Raw genomic sequence first — 13,705 nt, 5'->3', positions numbered from 1 at the left:
ACAGCAGCGATTCACACCGCGGGATGCCGGCGATGCCAGTCGGTCGCCCGCTGGAACGCCCAGCCCGCGCGCACCAGCAGGTCTTCGCCGAAGTGCGGGGCCACGAACTGGAAGGCCACCGGCACGCCGGCCTCGGTGGCGCCGCCCGGCAAGGTGAGCGTGGGACTGCCCGTGAGATCGAACGGGCAGGTGTAGCGCAGCATGCCGGCCAGCAGCTCCGGGTCTACGCCGAGCTGGCCGGCGCGCTCGAGTGTCGGCGCCGCGAAGGGAATGGCCGGAATCAGCAGCAGGTCGACCTGCTCGAAAAACGCGCGCACGCGACCGCTGAAATCGGCGCGGCGCAGCAGCAGCTTCTGATAGTCGGTGGCGCTTTGCGACAGGCCGAGATCGATCAGCCCCGACAAGCCCGGGCCGTACTCGGCACGCCGCGCCGGGTACGTGGCCTCGTGGGCCACAGCCGTCTCGACAGCGCACAGCGGCGACCAGTCGAGCACCGCCTGCGTCGTGTCGGGAAACACCACCTCGCGCACCGAGGCGCCCAGCGATTCGACCGTGCGGATCGCAGCCGCCAGCGTGGCGCGCGTCGGTGCGTCCACACGGTCCAGCGTCCAGCCGGGGTCGATGCCGACGCGCAGGCCGGCCAGGCCGCGCGTCATCGTCGCGAGGTAGTCGGGCACCGGCTGCGTGCTGGCCGTCGGGTCGCGCGGATCGGCGCCGGCGATGGCTGCCAGCACCGCGCCCGCGTCAGCCGCGCTGCGCGTCATCGGGCCGATGTGGTCGAGCGAGGCCGCCAGCTCGAAGGCACCGTGCCGGCTCACCCGCCCCCACGTTGGCTTGAGGCCGGTGATGCCATTGGCTGCCGATGGAAAGCGGATCGACCCGCCGGTGTCGGTGCCCAGCGCGCCGAAGCACAGGCCCGCCGCGGTGGCCACGCCCGAGCCACTGGATGACACGCCGGGCCAGAGCGTGGCATCCCACGGGTTGACCGGCGACGCGATCTGCGGATGGTGATCGGCAAAGGCGCCTTCGGTCTGCTGCAGCTTGCCAAGGATTACCGCGCCGGCCTCGCGCAGACGGCGAACTACGGTCGCGTCCTCCGTCGGGCGGAAGGACTGATGGATCGTCATGCCGTGCGCGCTCGGCACGCCTTCGGTCCAAAGCAGGTCTTTCACGGCCAGCGGCACGCCGTGCAGCGGACCGCGCGCGCGGCCGGCCGCGATCTCGGTGTCGGCGCGGCGCGCATCGTCGAGCGCCTGCGCGTCCATGCGCGTCGCGTAGCTGTGCAGCCGGCCGTCGACGGCCTCGATGCGCGCGAGCATCGCGCGCGTGACTTCCTCCGACGATCGCTCGCGCGACTGAATCTGCCGGCCGACGTCCAGCAGTTCGAGATGATGCAATTCCTTGTCCGCCATGACTGACTCCCGGGGCGCAATGCACCCGCATGCGTTGGGTTGAGAAAAAAAGGCCGAATCACGGTGGCGGAAAGAAGCCGCCACCCCGGGCGAACCTTATCCACGCAGGTCGGTCCACGCTGGTCTCTCCCGGACATGCACTTGTGCTGGGGCGGACAGCCCCCACCGGTCAGCGCGCTTTCAGGAGCGTGTGCGGTGCGCAGCCATAAGTCTTGCGGAAGACCCGGCTGAAATGCGACAGATCGGAAAACCCGTGCTGGAACGCGACGTCGGTCACGCTGCGCGCGCGCCCACCCGCCAGCGCATCGCGGCTGGCCACTAGGCGCGCCTGCCAGACCGCGCCCATGGCCGTCTCACCTTGTCGCGCAAACGCCCGGGTCACGGTGTGAGCCGAGACACGGTGCGCCTGCGCCAAACCTTCGAGCGAGAGCGCCGGGTCGTCCAGGTTGCGCTCGATGTAGGCCTTCATGCGCGCATGCAGGCCAAGCTCGGCGCCGGCATTGTCGATAGCGTCCTGCTGGAGTTCGAGCGTCACGGCCAGCAGGTCGATGAGCGCGCCGCCGAAGCGCTCGGCCGCAGCGGCGCGTGGGTACGCAAACGCCGGGTTCGCTGTTTCCCGCAGCATCGCATGCAGCGGCGTCGCGCCGGGACGGTCCGCGGCAATGGCGCGCGCGGTGAAGTCCTCGGCCTTCGCGAAGCGCCGCAACAGCAGCCGGCGCGGCATGCGCGCCAGGTAGACCGAGCGCGCGTCCATCGTGCATTCGAACGGCCGGCCGGCGTCGTAGAGCAGCATGTCGCCACTGCGCAGCCGCCCCTGCCGCCCGCCTTGCTCGAAGGCGCCTTCACCCTCCTGGACGAACGCCAGCCACAAGTCGTCCAGCGGATGCCGGCGCAGGTGGTGCGCGTCGCGCGACCAATAGTGCAGCGGCGCCGACATGCGGTTGACGCTGACCGCGCCCACATCGCACACGTCGAGCCGCCCTTCGAACGGTCCGGGCGTCATCGCGCGGCTGGCCGCGGGAATGCAGTGGCGGCACACGACGTCGTGCCAGTAGTCGAAACGCAGCGCGGTGGCGACGTCGGTCGTCAGGTAGGCCAGGCTGTTCATGGCGCAGATGGTGGGGCGGATGGGGCGTGGAGGCAAGCCCTTGGCGGGGCCCGGTACTTGCTACGGAGAAAGAAGCTTTGGCGCATCGCGCCTATCGTCCATTCCCACGTTGCCCCTCGACTGCGCCGCGCGGCCCGTATCAGCAAAAGTTATATTGCGCGCACTCATCTGGAGTTGCAACCCGCCATGCTCACCGCCAACAAACTCATGCCCCAGGGCCGCGGCCTTGCGCCCGTTCTGCTCAAGCGCGCCGCCACGATCGAACTCGACTGGGACGTCCGCCAGAAAAGCCGCTTCGACGCCACCGACTCGCAGGGCCGGCAGATCGGCATCTTCCTGCCGCGTGGCACGGCAGTGCGTGGCGGCGACGTGCTGGTGGCCGAAGACGGCTCGCTGATCCGCATCATCGCGGCACCGCAACCGGTGCTTCGCATCACGCATTGCACGGCCCACGGCACGCCCTTCGACCTGACGCGCGCGGCCTATCACCTGGGCAACCGGCATTTGCCCATCGAGCTGAAGCCCGACCACCTGAAGATCGAACCCGACCATGTGCTGGCCGACATGCTGCGCTCGATGCACCTGATCGTCGTGGCGGTCGAGGAGGCCTTCGAGCCCGAAGGCGGTGCCTATGGATCGCATGAGCATTCGCATGGTGGTGGCGGTCACAGCCATGACCACGCGCATGACCATGGCCATGCGCATGCCAGCAGCAAGGGACCGAAACCGCTCGTGCTTGCACCGGAACTGCTCGACGCGCATGAGCATTCGCATGGTCACGACCACGATCACCACGGGCACTCTCACTGAGCATTGAGATGAGGCCTTGCCTTTCGGTTCGCCGCGTTGTGTTTGGATGGGGTCGTTCAGGGCTCGACCACGCCGACGGGGTACCTTGCTCCGCGAATGTCCCCCGGCCTGCGGCCTCCTCCTTTATTTCGCTGCGCAAGGCACCCCGCCAGCGTGATCGTTGGGCAGTGCAGTTGTTGATCGGCCAGCACCACGGCTGCGCCCATCGTGCGCAGGGCACCGGGTGCTCCCCGCAGCGAAATAAAGGAGGAGGCGAAGCCGGGGGACATTCGCGGAGGGGAGTACCCGGTGTCCTGTGCACACGCCCCGAACAAAAGCACCCCGCCACACAACGCATGGCAAAGAGCTGACATGGCCGACCCAGCCAACGCACAGAGCGCCAGCAGCCTGCTTCAACTGATCTGGCTCGCCTCCCCCGCCCTGCCCGTCGGCGGCTTTTCTTATTCAGAAGGCGTCGAGGCGGCTGTTGAATGGGCCGGCATCGATTCAGAAGCCAAGGCCACCGAATGGCTGACCGACCAGTTGCACCTGAGCTTCGCGCGCGGCGACCTCGCACTGGTGGCGCAGGCCATCGCCGCCTGGCGCGCCAACGACATGGCGCGCGTCCGCGAACTCAACGAATGGGTGATGGTCACACGTGAATCGGCCGAGTTCTTCCTGCAGACCGAACAGATGGGCCGCTCCTTCGTCGAGTGGCTCAAGCTGCACCATGCCGACACGGCCGAGGTCTTCGCGAACCTGCCCGCGACCTACCCCGTGGCCTTCGCCTTCGCCGTCAGCCGCACCGGCGCGACGGTGCACGATGGCTGCCTGGCCTTTGCCTTCGGCTGGGCCGAGAACATGATCGCCGCCGCCGTCAAAGCCGTGCCGCTCGGTCAGAGCGCGGGCCAGCGCATCCTCGGCCAACTGGCGCACGACATTCCTGCCGCCGTGGCGCGTGCCATGAACCTCGGCGACGACGAACGCCAGGCCTTCGCGCCCCTGCTGGCCGTGTTGTCGGCCCGCCATGAAACACAATATTCCCGCCTCTTCCGAAGCTGAACCGGACACTTCCTCCATGACCTCCGCACTGCACCACATCCCCCGCCGTACCAAGAGGCTTCCTCCCCTTCGCGTGGGCATCGGCGGCCCCGTCGGCTCGGGCAAGACCACACTGCTCGAAATGCTCTGCAAGGCGATGCGCGACAAGTACGACCTGGTCGCGATCACCAACGACATATACACCAAGGAAGACCAGCGCCTGCTGACCGTGGCCGGCGCATTGCCCGCCGAACGCATCATGGGCGTGGAAACCGGCGGCTGCCCGCACACCGCGATCCGCGAAGACGCCTCGATCAACCTCGAGGCCATCGACCGCATGCTCGAAGACTTTCCCGATGCCGACGTCGTGTTCGTCGAGTCGGGCGGCGACAACCTCGCGGCCACCTTCAGCCCCGAGCTGTCGGACCTCACGATCTACGTGATCGACGTGGCCGCCGGCGAGAAGATCCCGCGCAAGGGCGGCCCCGGCATCACCAAGAGCGACCTGTTCGTCATCAACAAGACCGACCTCGCACCCTACGTGGGCGCCAACCTCGACGTGATGGAACAGGATACGCAGCGCATGCGGCGCCAGCGCCCCTACGTGATGACCAACCTCAAGACGCACACGGGCGTGGCCGAGGTGGTGGCGTTCATCGAGCAGCGGGGCATGCTCACCGCGGGCTGAAGCCTGGCTTCAGCAGGCGCAGGAGCAGGCGCTCAGAGCTCGCTGCCGTCCCGCAGCTGCCGCGCCTTGTAGACCAGCCGCACGCTCGCATGACGCGGGTCGCTGACCTGCTGCACATAAACATCGGTGTCGTTGCTCACCCAGGCCGCATAGGCGCTGCCCGGGTCGCGTGACGCCAGTTCGTTGCCGAACACGCCGCGCCCCCATTGCACGAGCGCCGCGAAGGCTGCGGCGCCGCTGTCGGGCAACGCCTGCGCGGTCGCCACGTACTCCACGCGCCGCAGCTCGGAAGCCGCAAAGAAGAAGGTCGGCTCGAACACCAACCCGGCCATCGTGACCGGCGCCGCGCGCCAACTGCCGAGCAGGCCACCGGACAGGCGCTGCGGCCGCTGCACATGTTCCGCCGCGGGCAGCACGGCCCGCAACTCATCGGCCGTCATGCCCAGGCGCACGCCCGGTGGCAGGGCCTGCGCATGCAATGCACCGGCGGCAAGAACGGCAACACTGGCGGCAAGCGCCCGCGGAAGGGTCAGGAAGGCCATGAATCGCACGTGAGGCATCGGGAGAAAGGCAGCGGCACCGTGGGACCGCGAGTATGACGCGGAGTTCCACGGTGCCGCCACCGCCTTGTGCCGCCCCACCAGAGCGTTCAGAGCACCCGGCGCGCTCAGTGCGCCTGCATCTGTCCGAAGCGGCCGCTGCCGAAGTCCTTCATGGCCTGCACGATCTCGTCGCGCGTGTTCATCACGAACGGCCCGTGCCCGACGATGGGCTCGTCGATCGGCTCGCCGCTCAGCAACAACACCACGGCGTCGTTATTCGCCTCCAGCGTCAGCGCATCGCCAGCGCGGTCGAGCAGCACCATCTGCGCATCGCGCGCCACTTCGTCGCCGTTCACCATCACCGTGCCGCGCAGCACGACGATGGCGGCCACGCGGCCTTCGGGCACGGGCAGCGTCACGCTTGCGCCCTGGTTCAGGCGCACGTCCCACACGTCGATGGGCGTGAAGGTGTGGGCCGGCCCCTTGTGGCCGAGGTAGTCGCCCGCGATCACGCGCACGCGGCCTGCGCCGTCGCCCAGTTCCACCGATGGAATCTGCGCATCGGTGATGCCCTGGTAGCCCGGTGCGGCCATCTTGTCCTTGGCGGGCAGGTTGACCCAGAGCTGCACCATCTCCAGCTCGCCACCGTCGCGGGTGAAGGCGTCGGAATGGAACTCCTCATGCAGGATGCCCGCGCCCGCGGTCATCCATTGCACGTCGCCGGGGCCGATGGTGCCGCCCTGCCCGGTCGAGTCGCGGTGCGACACCTCGCCCTTGTAGACGATGGTCACTGTCTCGAAGCCACGGTGCGGGTGCTGACCCACGCCGCGCGGCCGCACGGTCGGCTCGAACTTCGCCGGCCCCGCGTAGTCGAGCAGCAAAAACGGGCTGGTGTGGCGGCCCAGCGTGTCGTAGCTGAACAGCGAGCGCACGGGAAACCCATCGCCCACCCAATGCGGGCGCGGTGCGCTGTAGGTGCCGAGGATCTTCTTCATGGGGTGCTCCTTCTGTGGGGCCTCCCGATGCGGGAAGGCCATGTACAGAGGATGCGGCCGCAACGATGCTTTGAGTAGATGCCAGAATTCGCCCTCATCGTTCCATCTGGCGAACGATCAAGGGCAACGGAGGCACCGGCAAACCATGCGCGACCTGAACGATCTCTACTTCTACGCCCAGGTCGTCGACCACGGCGGCTTCGCCCCGGCCGGCCGGGCGCTGGGCGTGCCCAAGTCCAGCCTGAGCCGGCGCATCGCGCTGCTCGAAGAGCGGCTGGGCGTGCGGCTGATCCAGCGCTCCACGCGCCGCTTCATCGTCACCGACATCGGCCGGCAGTACTACGAGCACTGCGTCGCGATGCTGGTCGAGGCCGATGCCGCGCAGGAGGCCATCGACCGCATCCACGCCGACCCGCAAGGGCTGGTGCGGCTGGCCTGCCCATCGGCGCTGGTGTACTACCAGGTCGGCGAGATGATCGCGAAGTTCATGACCGAGTGCCCGCGCGTGCAGGTGCACATGGACAGCACCAACCGCCGCGTCGACGTGATTCGCGAAGGCTTCGACCTTGCGCTGCGCGTGCGCTTTCCGCCGCTCGAAGACACCGACCTCGTGATGAAGGTGCTGGGCAAAAGCGCCCAGCGTCTGGTGGCCCACCCCCGCCTGCTCGAAGGCCTGGCGGCACCCGCCGGCCCGGCGGACCTGGGCACCTTGCCCAGCCTCGACCTGGGCCCTTCGCAGCCACAGCACACCTGGAGCCTCGAAGGCCCCGACGGCGCCACTGCCGAGGTGCGCCATCAGCCCCGGCTGGTGACCGACGACATGGTCGCCTTGCGCTTTGCCGCGCTGCAGGGCGTGGGTGTCGCCAAGCTGCCGACCATGATGGTCCATGACGACCTGAAGGCCGGCCGCCTCGTCGACGTGCTGCCGCGATGGGCGCCGCGCGCCGGCATCGTCCACGCGGTGTTCCCGTCGCGCCGTGGGCTGCTGCCCTCGGTGCGCAAGCTGGTGGACTTTCTTGCGGCTGAGTTCGAGGCGCTGGAGGCCGCGCAGGCCCCCGCGCCTTGAATCAGATCACCCCGTTCACTCTTCGACGAACGCCTCTTCGCGCTTGGCCTTCACCGAAGGCAGCAGCACGACGATCAGCAGCAGCGCAGCAGCGGCCAGCAGGCCCGCCGACAGCGGCCGCGTGACGAACACGCTCCAGTCGCCGCGCGACAGCAGCAATGCGCGCCGCAGGTTCTCTTCCATCATCGGCCCGAGGATGAAGCCCAGCAGCAGCGGCGCCGGCTCGCATTTGAGCTTCAGGAAGGCATAGCCCACGATGCCGAAGATCGCGACCATCCACACGTCGAAGGTGTTGTTGTTCTCCGAATAGACACCCACCGCGCAGAACAGCACGATCGACGGAAACAGCCACTTGTAGGGAATGGTCAGCAGCTTGATCCAGATGCCGATCATCGGCAGGTTCAGCACGATCAGCATCAGGTTGCCGATCCACATCGAGGCGATCAGGCCCCAGAACAGCTCGGGGTTGCTGGTCATCACCTGCGGGCCCGGCTGGATGTTGTGGATGGTCATGGCCCCCACCATCAGCGCCATCACCGCGTTGGGCGGAATGCCCAGCGTCAGCAGCGGAATGAAGGAGGTCTGCGCACCGGCGTTGTTGGCCGACTCGGGGCCCGCCACGCCGCGGATGTTGCCCTTGCCGAAAGGCACTTCGCCTTGCTTGAGCTTGATCTTCTTCTCGATGGTGTAGGCCGCGAAGGCCGACAGCAGCGCACCGCCGCCGGGCAGGATGCCCAGTGCAGAACCCAGCGCCGTGCCGCGCAGCACCGCAGGCGTCATGTCCTTGAAGTCCTGCTTGGTGGGCCACAGGCCCTTCACCTTGGCGGTGAACACTTCGCGCTCGTGCTCCGGCACCGCGAGGTTGGCAATGATTTCGCCATAGCCGAACACGCCCATCGCGATGGCGATGAAGCCGATGCCGTCGGTCAGTTCAGGAATGTCGAAGCTGTAGCGCGCCACGCCCGAGTTCACGTCGGTGCCCACGAGGCCGAGCGCAAGCCCCAGAAGAATCATCGTGATGGCCTTCAGCAGCGAGCCCGAGGCCAGCACCACGGCGCCGATCAGGCCCAGGATCATCAGCGAGAAGTACTCGGCCGGGCCGAACTTGAAGGCCAGCTCGGTCAGCGGCGGCGCGAACGCGGCCAGGATCAGTGTGCCCACGCAACCCGCGAAGAACGAGCCCAGGCCCGCCGCGGCGAGCGCCGGTCCGGCCCTCCCCTTGCGCGCCATCTGGTAGCCGTCGATCACCGTCACCACCGACGACGATTCACCCGGCAGGTTGACCAGAATGGCCGTGGTCGAGCCGCCGTACTGCGCGCCGTAATAGATACCGGCCAGCATGATGAGCGCGGCCACCGGCGGCAGCGCGTACGTCGCGGGCAGCAGCATCGCGATGGTCGCCACCGGCCCGATGCCCGGCAGCACGCCGATCAACGTGCCGAGCAGACAGCCCACGAAGGCATAGACAAGGTTCTGCGCGGTGAAGGCCACGCCGAAGCCGATCGAGAGATTGGTAATCAGGTCCATTTTTCTTGTCGTGTTCTTGTTGTTCTGCGCGGATCAGCCGGCGATGAAGGTGGGCCACACCTGGAACTGCAGCTTGAGCGCGACCACGAAGGCCAGGTAGCTGCCCAGCGCCAGGATGCTGGCGAGCACGGTCACGCCCTTCCAGCCGAAGTTGTCGCCCGCCAGGCTCGCGATGAAGGTCAGCGCATAGATCGCGACGATCAGCCCCATCGACGGCAGGCCGATGCTGGGCAGGCCGCCGAGCAGCACGCCGAACATCAGGTTCGCGCCGATGATGAACACCAGCGGCTTCCATGCGATGCGGCCGATGGGCTCGCCGTCTTCGGTCTCCACCGTCAATGCCTTGAGCGTGATCATCACGCCCATCAGCGCAATGAGGATGCCCACGATCAGCGGGAAATAACCGGGGCCCATGCGGGCGCCGCTGCCGACGTTGTAGGTCGTGGCACCCCATGCGAAGGCCACGCCGAAGGCGCTGAAAAGGACGCCCGAGCAGAAATCTCTCTGACTCTTGATTCTCACCGTTGATGTCTCCTGGAACTCGGCACAAGACGTGCGCAGCCGATCCTAGGAATTCAGGTGCCCGGTGTGTATGAACAGAACATTGCCGTTTGGCAATGTGGCGAACGCAGCGCCGTCAGTCGCCCGCCGGCAGGTCGATGCACACGCGCAGGCCCGGCGCCGCATCGTGCAGCTGCAGCCGGCCGCCATGCAACGCGACTACGGCCTGCACGCTGGCCAGCCCCAGCCCGTGCCCCGGCGTGCTGCGGTCCAGCCTGTGGAAGCGCACGCCGATGCGCTCGAACTCGGCCGCCGGAATGCCCGGCCCGTTGTCCTGCACGAAGAGCTGCGCGCGGCCGTCCACCGTGTGCGTGCCGATGCGCACCGTGGCGCCGGTGCCCGCGTACTTGAGCGCGTTGTCGAGCAGGTTGGCCGCCGCGCCCGCCAGCAGATCGCGGTCGCCCAGCGCCACCGCGATGTCGACCGGCTCGCGCAGCAGCGTGATGCCCTGCACCTCGGCCACTGCCTCATACAGCTCCGCCACGTCGTCGGCAATCACGTGCAACGCGACTGGCGCGAACTGCTGGCGCCGCGCACCGGCCTCGACCTCGGCGATCTGCAGCAGCTTCTCGAACACCACCGCCAGTTCGTCGAGTTCGCGGATCGCGGTGGCCACGGCCTGGCGCTGCACGTCGTTGCCGCCCAGCTCCTGCTCGACCGCGCGCAGCCGCACCAGCACGCGCGTGAGCGGCGTGCGCAGGTTGTGCGCGATGGTGTTGGACACATGGCGCACGCCGTCCATCAGCGACTGGATGCGGTCGAGCATCGCGTTGATATCGTTCTCGAGCAGCGCGAACTCGTCTTCCTGGCCCGACGGCGCCACCCGTTCCTGCAGCTCGCCCGCCGCGATGCGCGCGGCCGTGCGCCGCACCGCACCCACGCTGCGTTCAAGCTCCTGCCTGAAGACGAAGGTGCCGCCGATCAGCAGCAGCACCGCGACGATGCCCGCCGCCGCGCTTGCGCTCGCCACCAGCGACTCGATGGACTCTTGGTCGCGCAGGTCGTGCCCCACCACCAGCAGGGCGCCATCGGGCAGGTGCCGCATCACGAGGTAGCCGATGGCGCTCTGGCCCGAGCGCACCACGCGCCGGTGCACACCGTCGCCCGCATCGGGCGCAAGCGACGGCGTCTGGTCGAGGTTGCCCGCGAGCTTGCGGCCTTCGCGGTCGGTGAGCAGGTAGATCTCGTTGTCGGAATTGCGCCCGTCGGACAGCGCAAAGCCGATCTCGCCCGCCACGCCGTCCAGGCCGCGCGCGTCGTAGCGCACCATCAGCTGCTGCACGCTGGCCGACACCTGCCGCACCATGCGCTGCTGCAGCACGCCGACGGTCTGCATGTAGACGATGGCCAGCGCGGCAAGCATCGTGATCGCCACGAGCAGGCCGTAATAGAACGCGAGCCGGAACCCGACCGAGCGCCACAGCTGGCGCAAGGTCTTGATCATGGGGGCGCTTCCCGGATGTCGGGCGCATCGCCATTGCCATCGCCATGACCCAGCGCCAGCCGATAGCCCACGCCGCGCAGGGTGTGGATCAACGTCGGCGCGCCGCCGACATCGAGCTTGCGGCGCAGCCGGCTCACCTGCACGTCGATCACGTTGGTCTGCGGGTCGAACTGGTAGTCCCACACCGCTTCGAGCAGCATGGTGCGCGTGACCACCTGCCCCGGATGCATCATCAGATAGGCCAGCAGCCGGAACTCGCGCGGCTGCAGCGCGATGGGCCGGCCGGCACGCTCCACATGCCGCCGCGCCAGATCGAGCGTGAGGTCGGCCAGCTGCAGCATGCGGATCTCGGGCCCCGTGCGCGAACGCCGCACCAGCGCTTCGGCACGCGCCGCCAGTTCGGAAAAGGCGAAGGGCTTGGCCAGGTAGTCGTCGCCACCGGCCTTGAGCCCGCGCACGCGTTCGTCGAGCGCGCTCAATGCGCTGAGCACCAGCACCGGCGTTTTCTTGCCGAGGGCGCGCATCGTCGACAGGATCGACAGGCCATCGACCTCGTTGGGCAGCATGCGGTCGAGGATCACCAGGTCCCACGACTCGCCCGTTGCGCGCGCCAGCGCATCGGCACCATCGCGGCTGATCACGGCCACGTGGCCGAGCGAACGGAAACCGTCGGCGATGTAGCGGGCGTTGTCGGCGTCGTCCTCCACGATGAGGCAGCGCCACATGGCGGTCGGCCCGATCACCTCGGCGTGACCGACGTGGCGCCTTCGTGCGGCGCGGCAAGGCGGTTCGTGGAAAGGGAAAGATCGGGGAGTGGCTGCGTTCTGGTGCTCATGGCGATGGAGTCGGTCGGCCGGCCCTTCGCTCGCAGGCCGCCGCCGGAGGCCATCCTAGCCGCGATTCAACCAGAGAAAGCGCCGCCGCTTCATTACCGTTTGTCCATGTTCGCCGGCCCGGAGAGGCGGAACTCCAGCGCACCCGAAGGCCCGCGCTCGCAGGTGCCGGTGAGCGCATCCGCGCGCGGACCCGGCAGCGCGGGGCGCGCACCCTCGGCTTGCCCGTCGCACATGTCCCACGCGGGCATCGGTGGCGGCCGGCCTTCCCTGAAGAAAGGCCCTGGTGGCCCTTCCCCGCGAAAACCCGGTGGTGGCCCGTAAGGCATCGGCGGTGGCAGCACGATGCAGCCCGTCAGGCTGGTGGCGGCGAGCACGGCCGCAAGGTGTCGGATTCTGTCGATCATTTTTTGAAATCTCCTCACGCCTTGCACGGCCACGCGCAGCCGACGGAGCAGGCGCCCCGCCGACCGCACCGGCCGCGCAATGCGCCCCGTCGGTCAGAACGCGTGGCGGATGCCGAAGTCGTAGCCCGTCGACGAACGCGGCAGGCCCGTGTAGCCCACGCCGGTGCTGCCATAGCCCGTCGTGCTGGCGGCGGTCAGGTCGCCGGTGTAGGCCGCGTCGTTGCGGTTGTTCACGCGCGCGACGGTGGCATACAGCGCGGTGCGCTTCGAAAGGTTGTGCACATAGCCCAGCGCGAACTTGTTGACGCGCGGGCTCTCGCCGGTGATGCCGAGGGCGCCTTCGTGGTAGCGCACCGTGGAGTACGACGCGCGGATCAGGCCCGCGCCCACCGGCACGCTGGCGCCGAGCAGGTAGCCCTTGTAGCTGTCGTGGCTGTTGCCCACCGCGGCGATGTCGAACTTGTTCTGCACGTTCGAGATTTCGCCGAACAGCTTGACGGGCCCGAAGTCGTACGACGCACCGAGGTTGATCGTTTGCACCTTCTGCGTGAGCGACGTGGTGTCGACCGCCACGTTCTGGCCCACGGCCAATGCCACATCGAGCGGCCCGTTCGCATAGCCGAAGCGCCCGCCGATGTAGCGGCCGGCATTGCTGCTGGTGGCCGCCGTGAGGTTGGTGCCGCTGGTGCGCACGTTCTCGTTGAAGCTGTACTGCACCTGCCCGTAGAAGCCACCGAGATTGGCCGGCAGGAAGTAGCCGACCATGTTGCTGGCACGCGCGTAGTTGGTGTTGCCGATGCCGCTGCTGGCGCCCACCGTGCTGATGACGTTGGTGCCCGACCCGTTCGTGCCGAAGGGGTCGAAGACGGTGTCGTTCCAGAAGGTCGAGGTGTAGTCGCGGCCCAGCCGCACTTCACCGAAGCCACCGGAGAGGCTGACCGTCGAGCGGCGATTGAAACTCGAGATGCCGTTGGCACCGTCGTCGTTGCTGATCGGCGCTTCGAGCCAGAAGCTCGCGGCCAGCCCGCCGCCCAGGTCTTCGGTGCCACGGAAACCGATGCGGCTGGAGTTGTAGCCCGAGTTGGCCAGGCTCCATTGGCTCTGCTTGCTGGTGGCGCCCGTGAGGGGGTCGCGCGAAGTGGCGGATTGATAGCTCACGCCCGCATCGACGACACCGAACAAGGTAACGGACGATTGGGCAGAGGCCAGGCCGGTAACGGCCAGCGCGGCGAGTGCCGTGAGGGATTTCTTCATTCAGGTTTCTCCGGTTTGAGCAGCTCTTCATCGAGCAG

The 13,705-nt window shown here is 68.0% G+C and carries 14 protein-coding genes; 4 read left to right on the top strand and 10 right to left on the bottom strand.

Features of this window, described 5'->3' with window-relative positions; genetic code table 11:
• Nucleotides 1–11: 11 nt before the first annotated feature.
• Both BLQ28_RS07035 and BLQ28_RS07030 read right to left on the bottom strand, forming a co-directional pair.
• On the bottom strand, nucleotides 12–1,412 hold the full coding sequence (locus BLQ28_RS07035; protein ID WP_093237983.1) for an amidase: 1,401 nt from the start codon (nucleotides 1,410–1,412) through the stop codon (nucleotides 12–14).
• 169 nt (nucleotides 1,413–1,581) lie between these two features.
• Nucleotides 1,582–2,520 (bottom strand): AraC-like ligand-binding domain-containing protein, encoded by a 939-nt coding sequence (locus BLQ28_RS07030; protein ID WP_093237981.1) that lies wholly within the window; start codon nucleotides 2,518–2,520, stop codon nucleotides 1,582–1,584.
• Between the two features lie 186 nt (nucleotides 2,521–2,706).
• Here BLQ28_RS07030 and ureE point away from each other — a divergent pair, with 186 nt between their 5' ends.
• From ureE to ureG, 3 genes are all read left to right on the top strand, one after another.
• The gene (ureE, locus tag BLQ28_RS07025) at nucleotides 2,707–3,330 is read left to right on the top strand and encodes an urease accessory protein UreE (protein WP_093237980.1); all 624 of its coding nucleotides are present in this window, start codon (nucleotides 2,707–2,709) and stop codon (nucleotides 3,328–3,330) included.
• Nucleotides 3,331–3,681: 351 nt separating this feature from the next.
• A complete protein-coding gene (locus BLQ28_RS07020) occupies nucleotides 3,682–4,371 on the top strand; it encodes an urease accessory protein UreF (protein ID WP_093237978.1) in 690 nt (229 codons plus the stop codon).
• A gap of 16 nt (nucleotides 4,372–4,387) precedes the next feature.
• On the top strand, nucleotides 4,388–5,038 hold the full coding sequence (ureG, locus tag BLQ28_RS07015) for an urease accessory protein UreG (protein WP_093237977.1): 651 nt from the start codon (nucleotides 4,388–4,390) through the stop codon (nucleotides 5,036–5,038).
• A gap of 32 nt (nucleotides 5,039–5,070) precedes the next feature.
• On the opposite strand, the gene BLQ28_RS07010 is transcribed toward ureG, so the two are convergent.
• Both BLQ28_RS07010 and BLQ28_RS07005 read right to left on the bottom strand, forming a co-directional pair.
• Nucleotides 5,071–5,580: a hypothetical protein gene (locus BLQ28_RS07010; protein ID WP_256327206.1), complete on the bottom strand. Its 510-nt coding sequence runs from the start codon at nucleotides 5,578–5,580 to the stop codon at nucleotides 5,071–5,073.
• A 125-nt stretch (nucleotides 5,581–5,705) separates the two neighbouring features.
• Nucleotides 5,706–6,575 carry a pirin family protein gene (locus BLQ28_RS07005; RefSeq protein ID WP_093237974.1) on the bottom strand — a complete coding sequence of 290 codons (870 nt, stop codon included), beginning with the start codon at nucleotides 6,573–6,575 and terminating at the stop codon, nucleotides 5,706–5,708.
• A gap of 145 nt (nucleotides 6,576–6,720) precedes the next feature.
• Here BLQ28_RS07005 and BLQ28_RS07000 point away from each other — a divergent pair, with 145 nt between their 5' ends.
• A complete protein-coding gene (locus tag BLQ28_RS07000) occupies nucleotides 6,721–7,641 on the top strand; it encodes a LysR family transcriptional regulator (RefSeq protein ID WP_093237972.1) in 921 nt (306 codons plus the stop codon).
• Between the two features lie 15 nt (nucleotides 7,642–7,656).
• Here the strand turns inward: BLQ28_RS07000 and BLQ28_RS06995 are convergent, their stop codons facing one another.
• The 6 genes from BLQ28_RS06995 to BLQ28_RS06970 form a co-directional block, all read right to left on the bottom strand.
• On the bottom strand, nucleotides 7,657–9,168 hold the full coding sequence (locus tag BLQ28_RS06995; RefSeq protein ID WP_093237971.1) for a tripartite tricarboxylate transporter permease: 1,512 nt from the start codon (nucleotides 9,166–9,168) through the stop codon (nucleotides 7,657–7,659).
• A gap of 33 nt (nucleotides 9,169–9,201) precedes the next feature.
• The gene (locus BLQ28_RS06990) at nucleotides 9,202–9,690 is read right to left on the bottom strand and encodes a tripartite tricarboxylate transporter TctB family protein (protein ID WP_093237969.1); all 489 of its coding nucleotides are present in this window, start codon (nucleotides 9,688–9,690) and stop codon (nucleotides 9,202–9,204) included.
• A 115-nt stretch (nucleotides 9,691–9,805) separates the two neighbouring features.
• Complete coding sequence (locus BLQ28_RS06985; RefSeq protein ID WP_093237968.1) at nucleotides 9,806–11,173, bottom strand: sensor histidine kinase; 1,368 nt, start codon at nucleotides 11,171–11,173, stop codon at nucleotides 9,806–9,808.
• Nucleotides 11,170–11,898, bottom strand: a complete 729-nt coding sequence (locus tag BLQ28_RS06980; RefSeq protein ID WP_093239362.1) for a response regulator transcription factor — start codon at nucleotides 11,896–11,898, stop codon at nucleotides 11,170–11,172. The genes BLQ28_RS06985 and BLQ28_RS06980 overlap by 4 nt, the downstream gene beginning before the upstream one ends.
• Nucleotides 11,899–12,101: 203 nt before the next feature.
• Complete coding sequence (locus tag BLQ28_RS06975; RefSeq protein ID WP_256327205.1) at nucleotides 12,102–12,413, bottom strand: hypothetical protein; 312 nt, start codon at nucleotides 12,411–12,413, stop codon at nucleotides 12,102–12,104.
• A 93-nt stretch (nucleotides 12,414–12,506) separates the two neighbouring features.
• A complete protein-coding gene (locus tag BLQ28_RS06970; protein ID WP_093237966.1) occupies nucleotides 12,507–13,667 on the bottom strand; it encodes a porin in 1,161 nt (386 codons plus the stop codon).
• Nucleotides 13,668–13,705: the final 38 nt, after the last annotated feature.

The sequence above is a fragment of the Variovorax sp. EL159 genome (assembly GCF_900100965.1).
Lineage (GTDB): Bacteria > Pseudomonadota > Gammaproteobacteria > Burkholderiales > Burkholderiaceae_C > Variovorax.
This window is presented reverse-complemented; position numbering and strand designations above follow the sequence as displayed.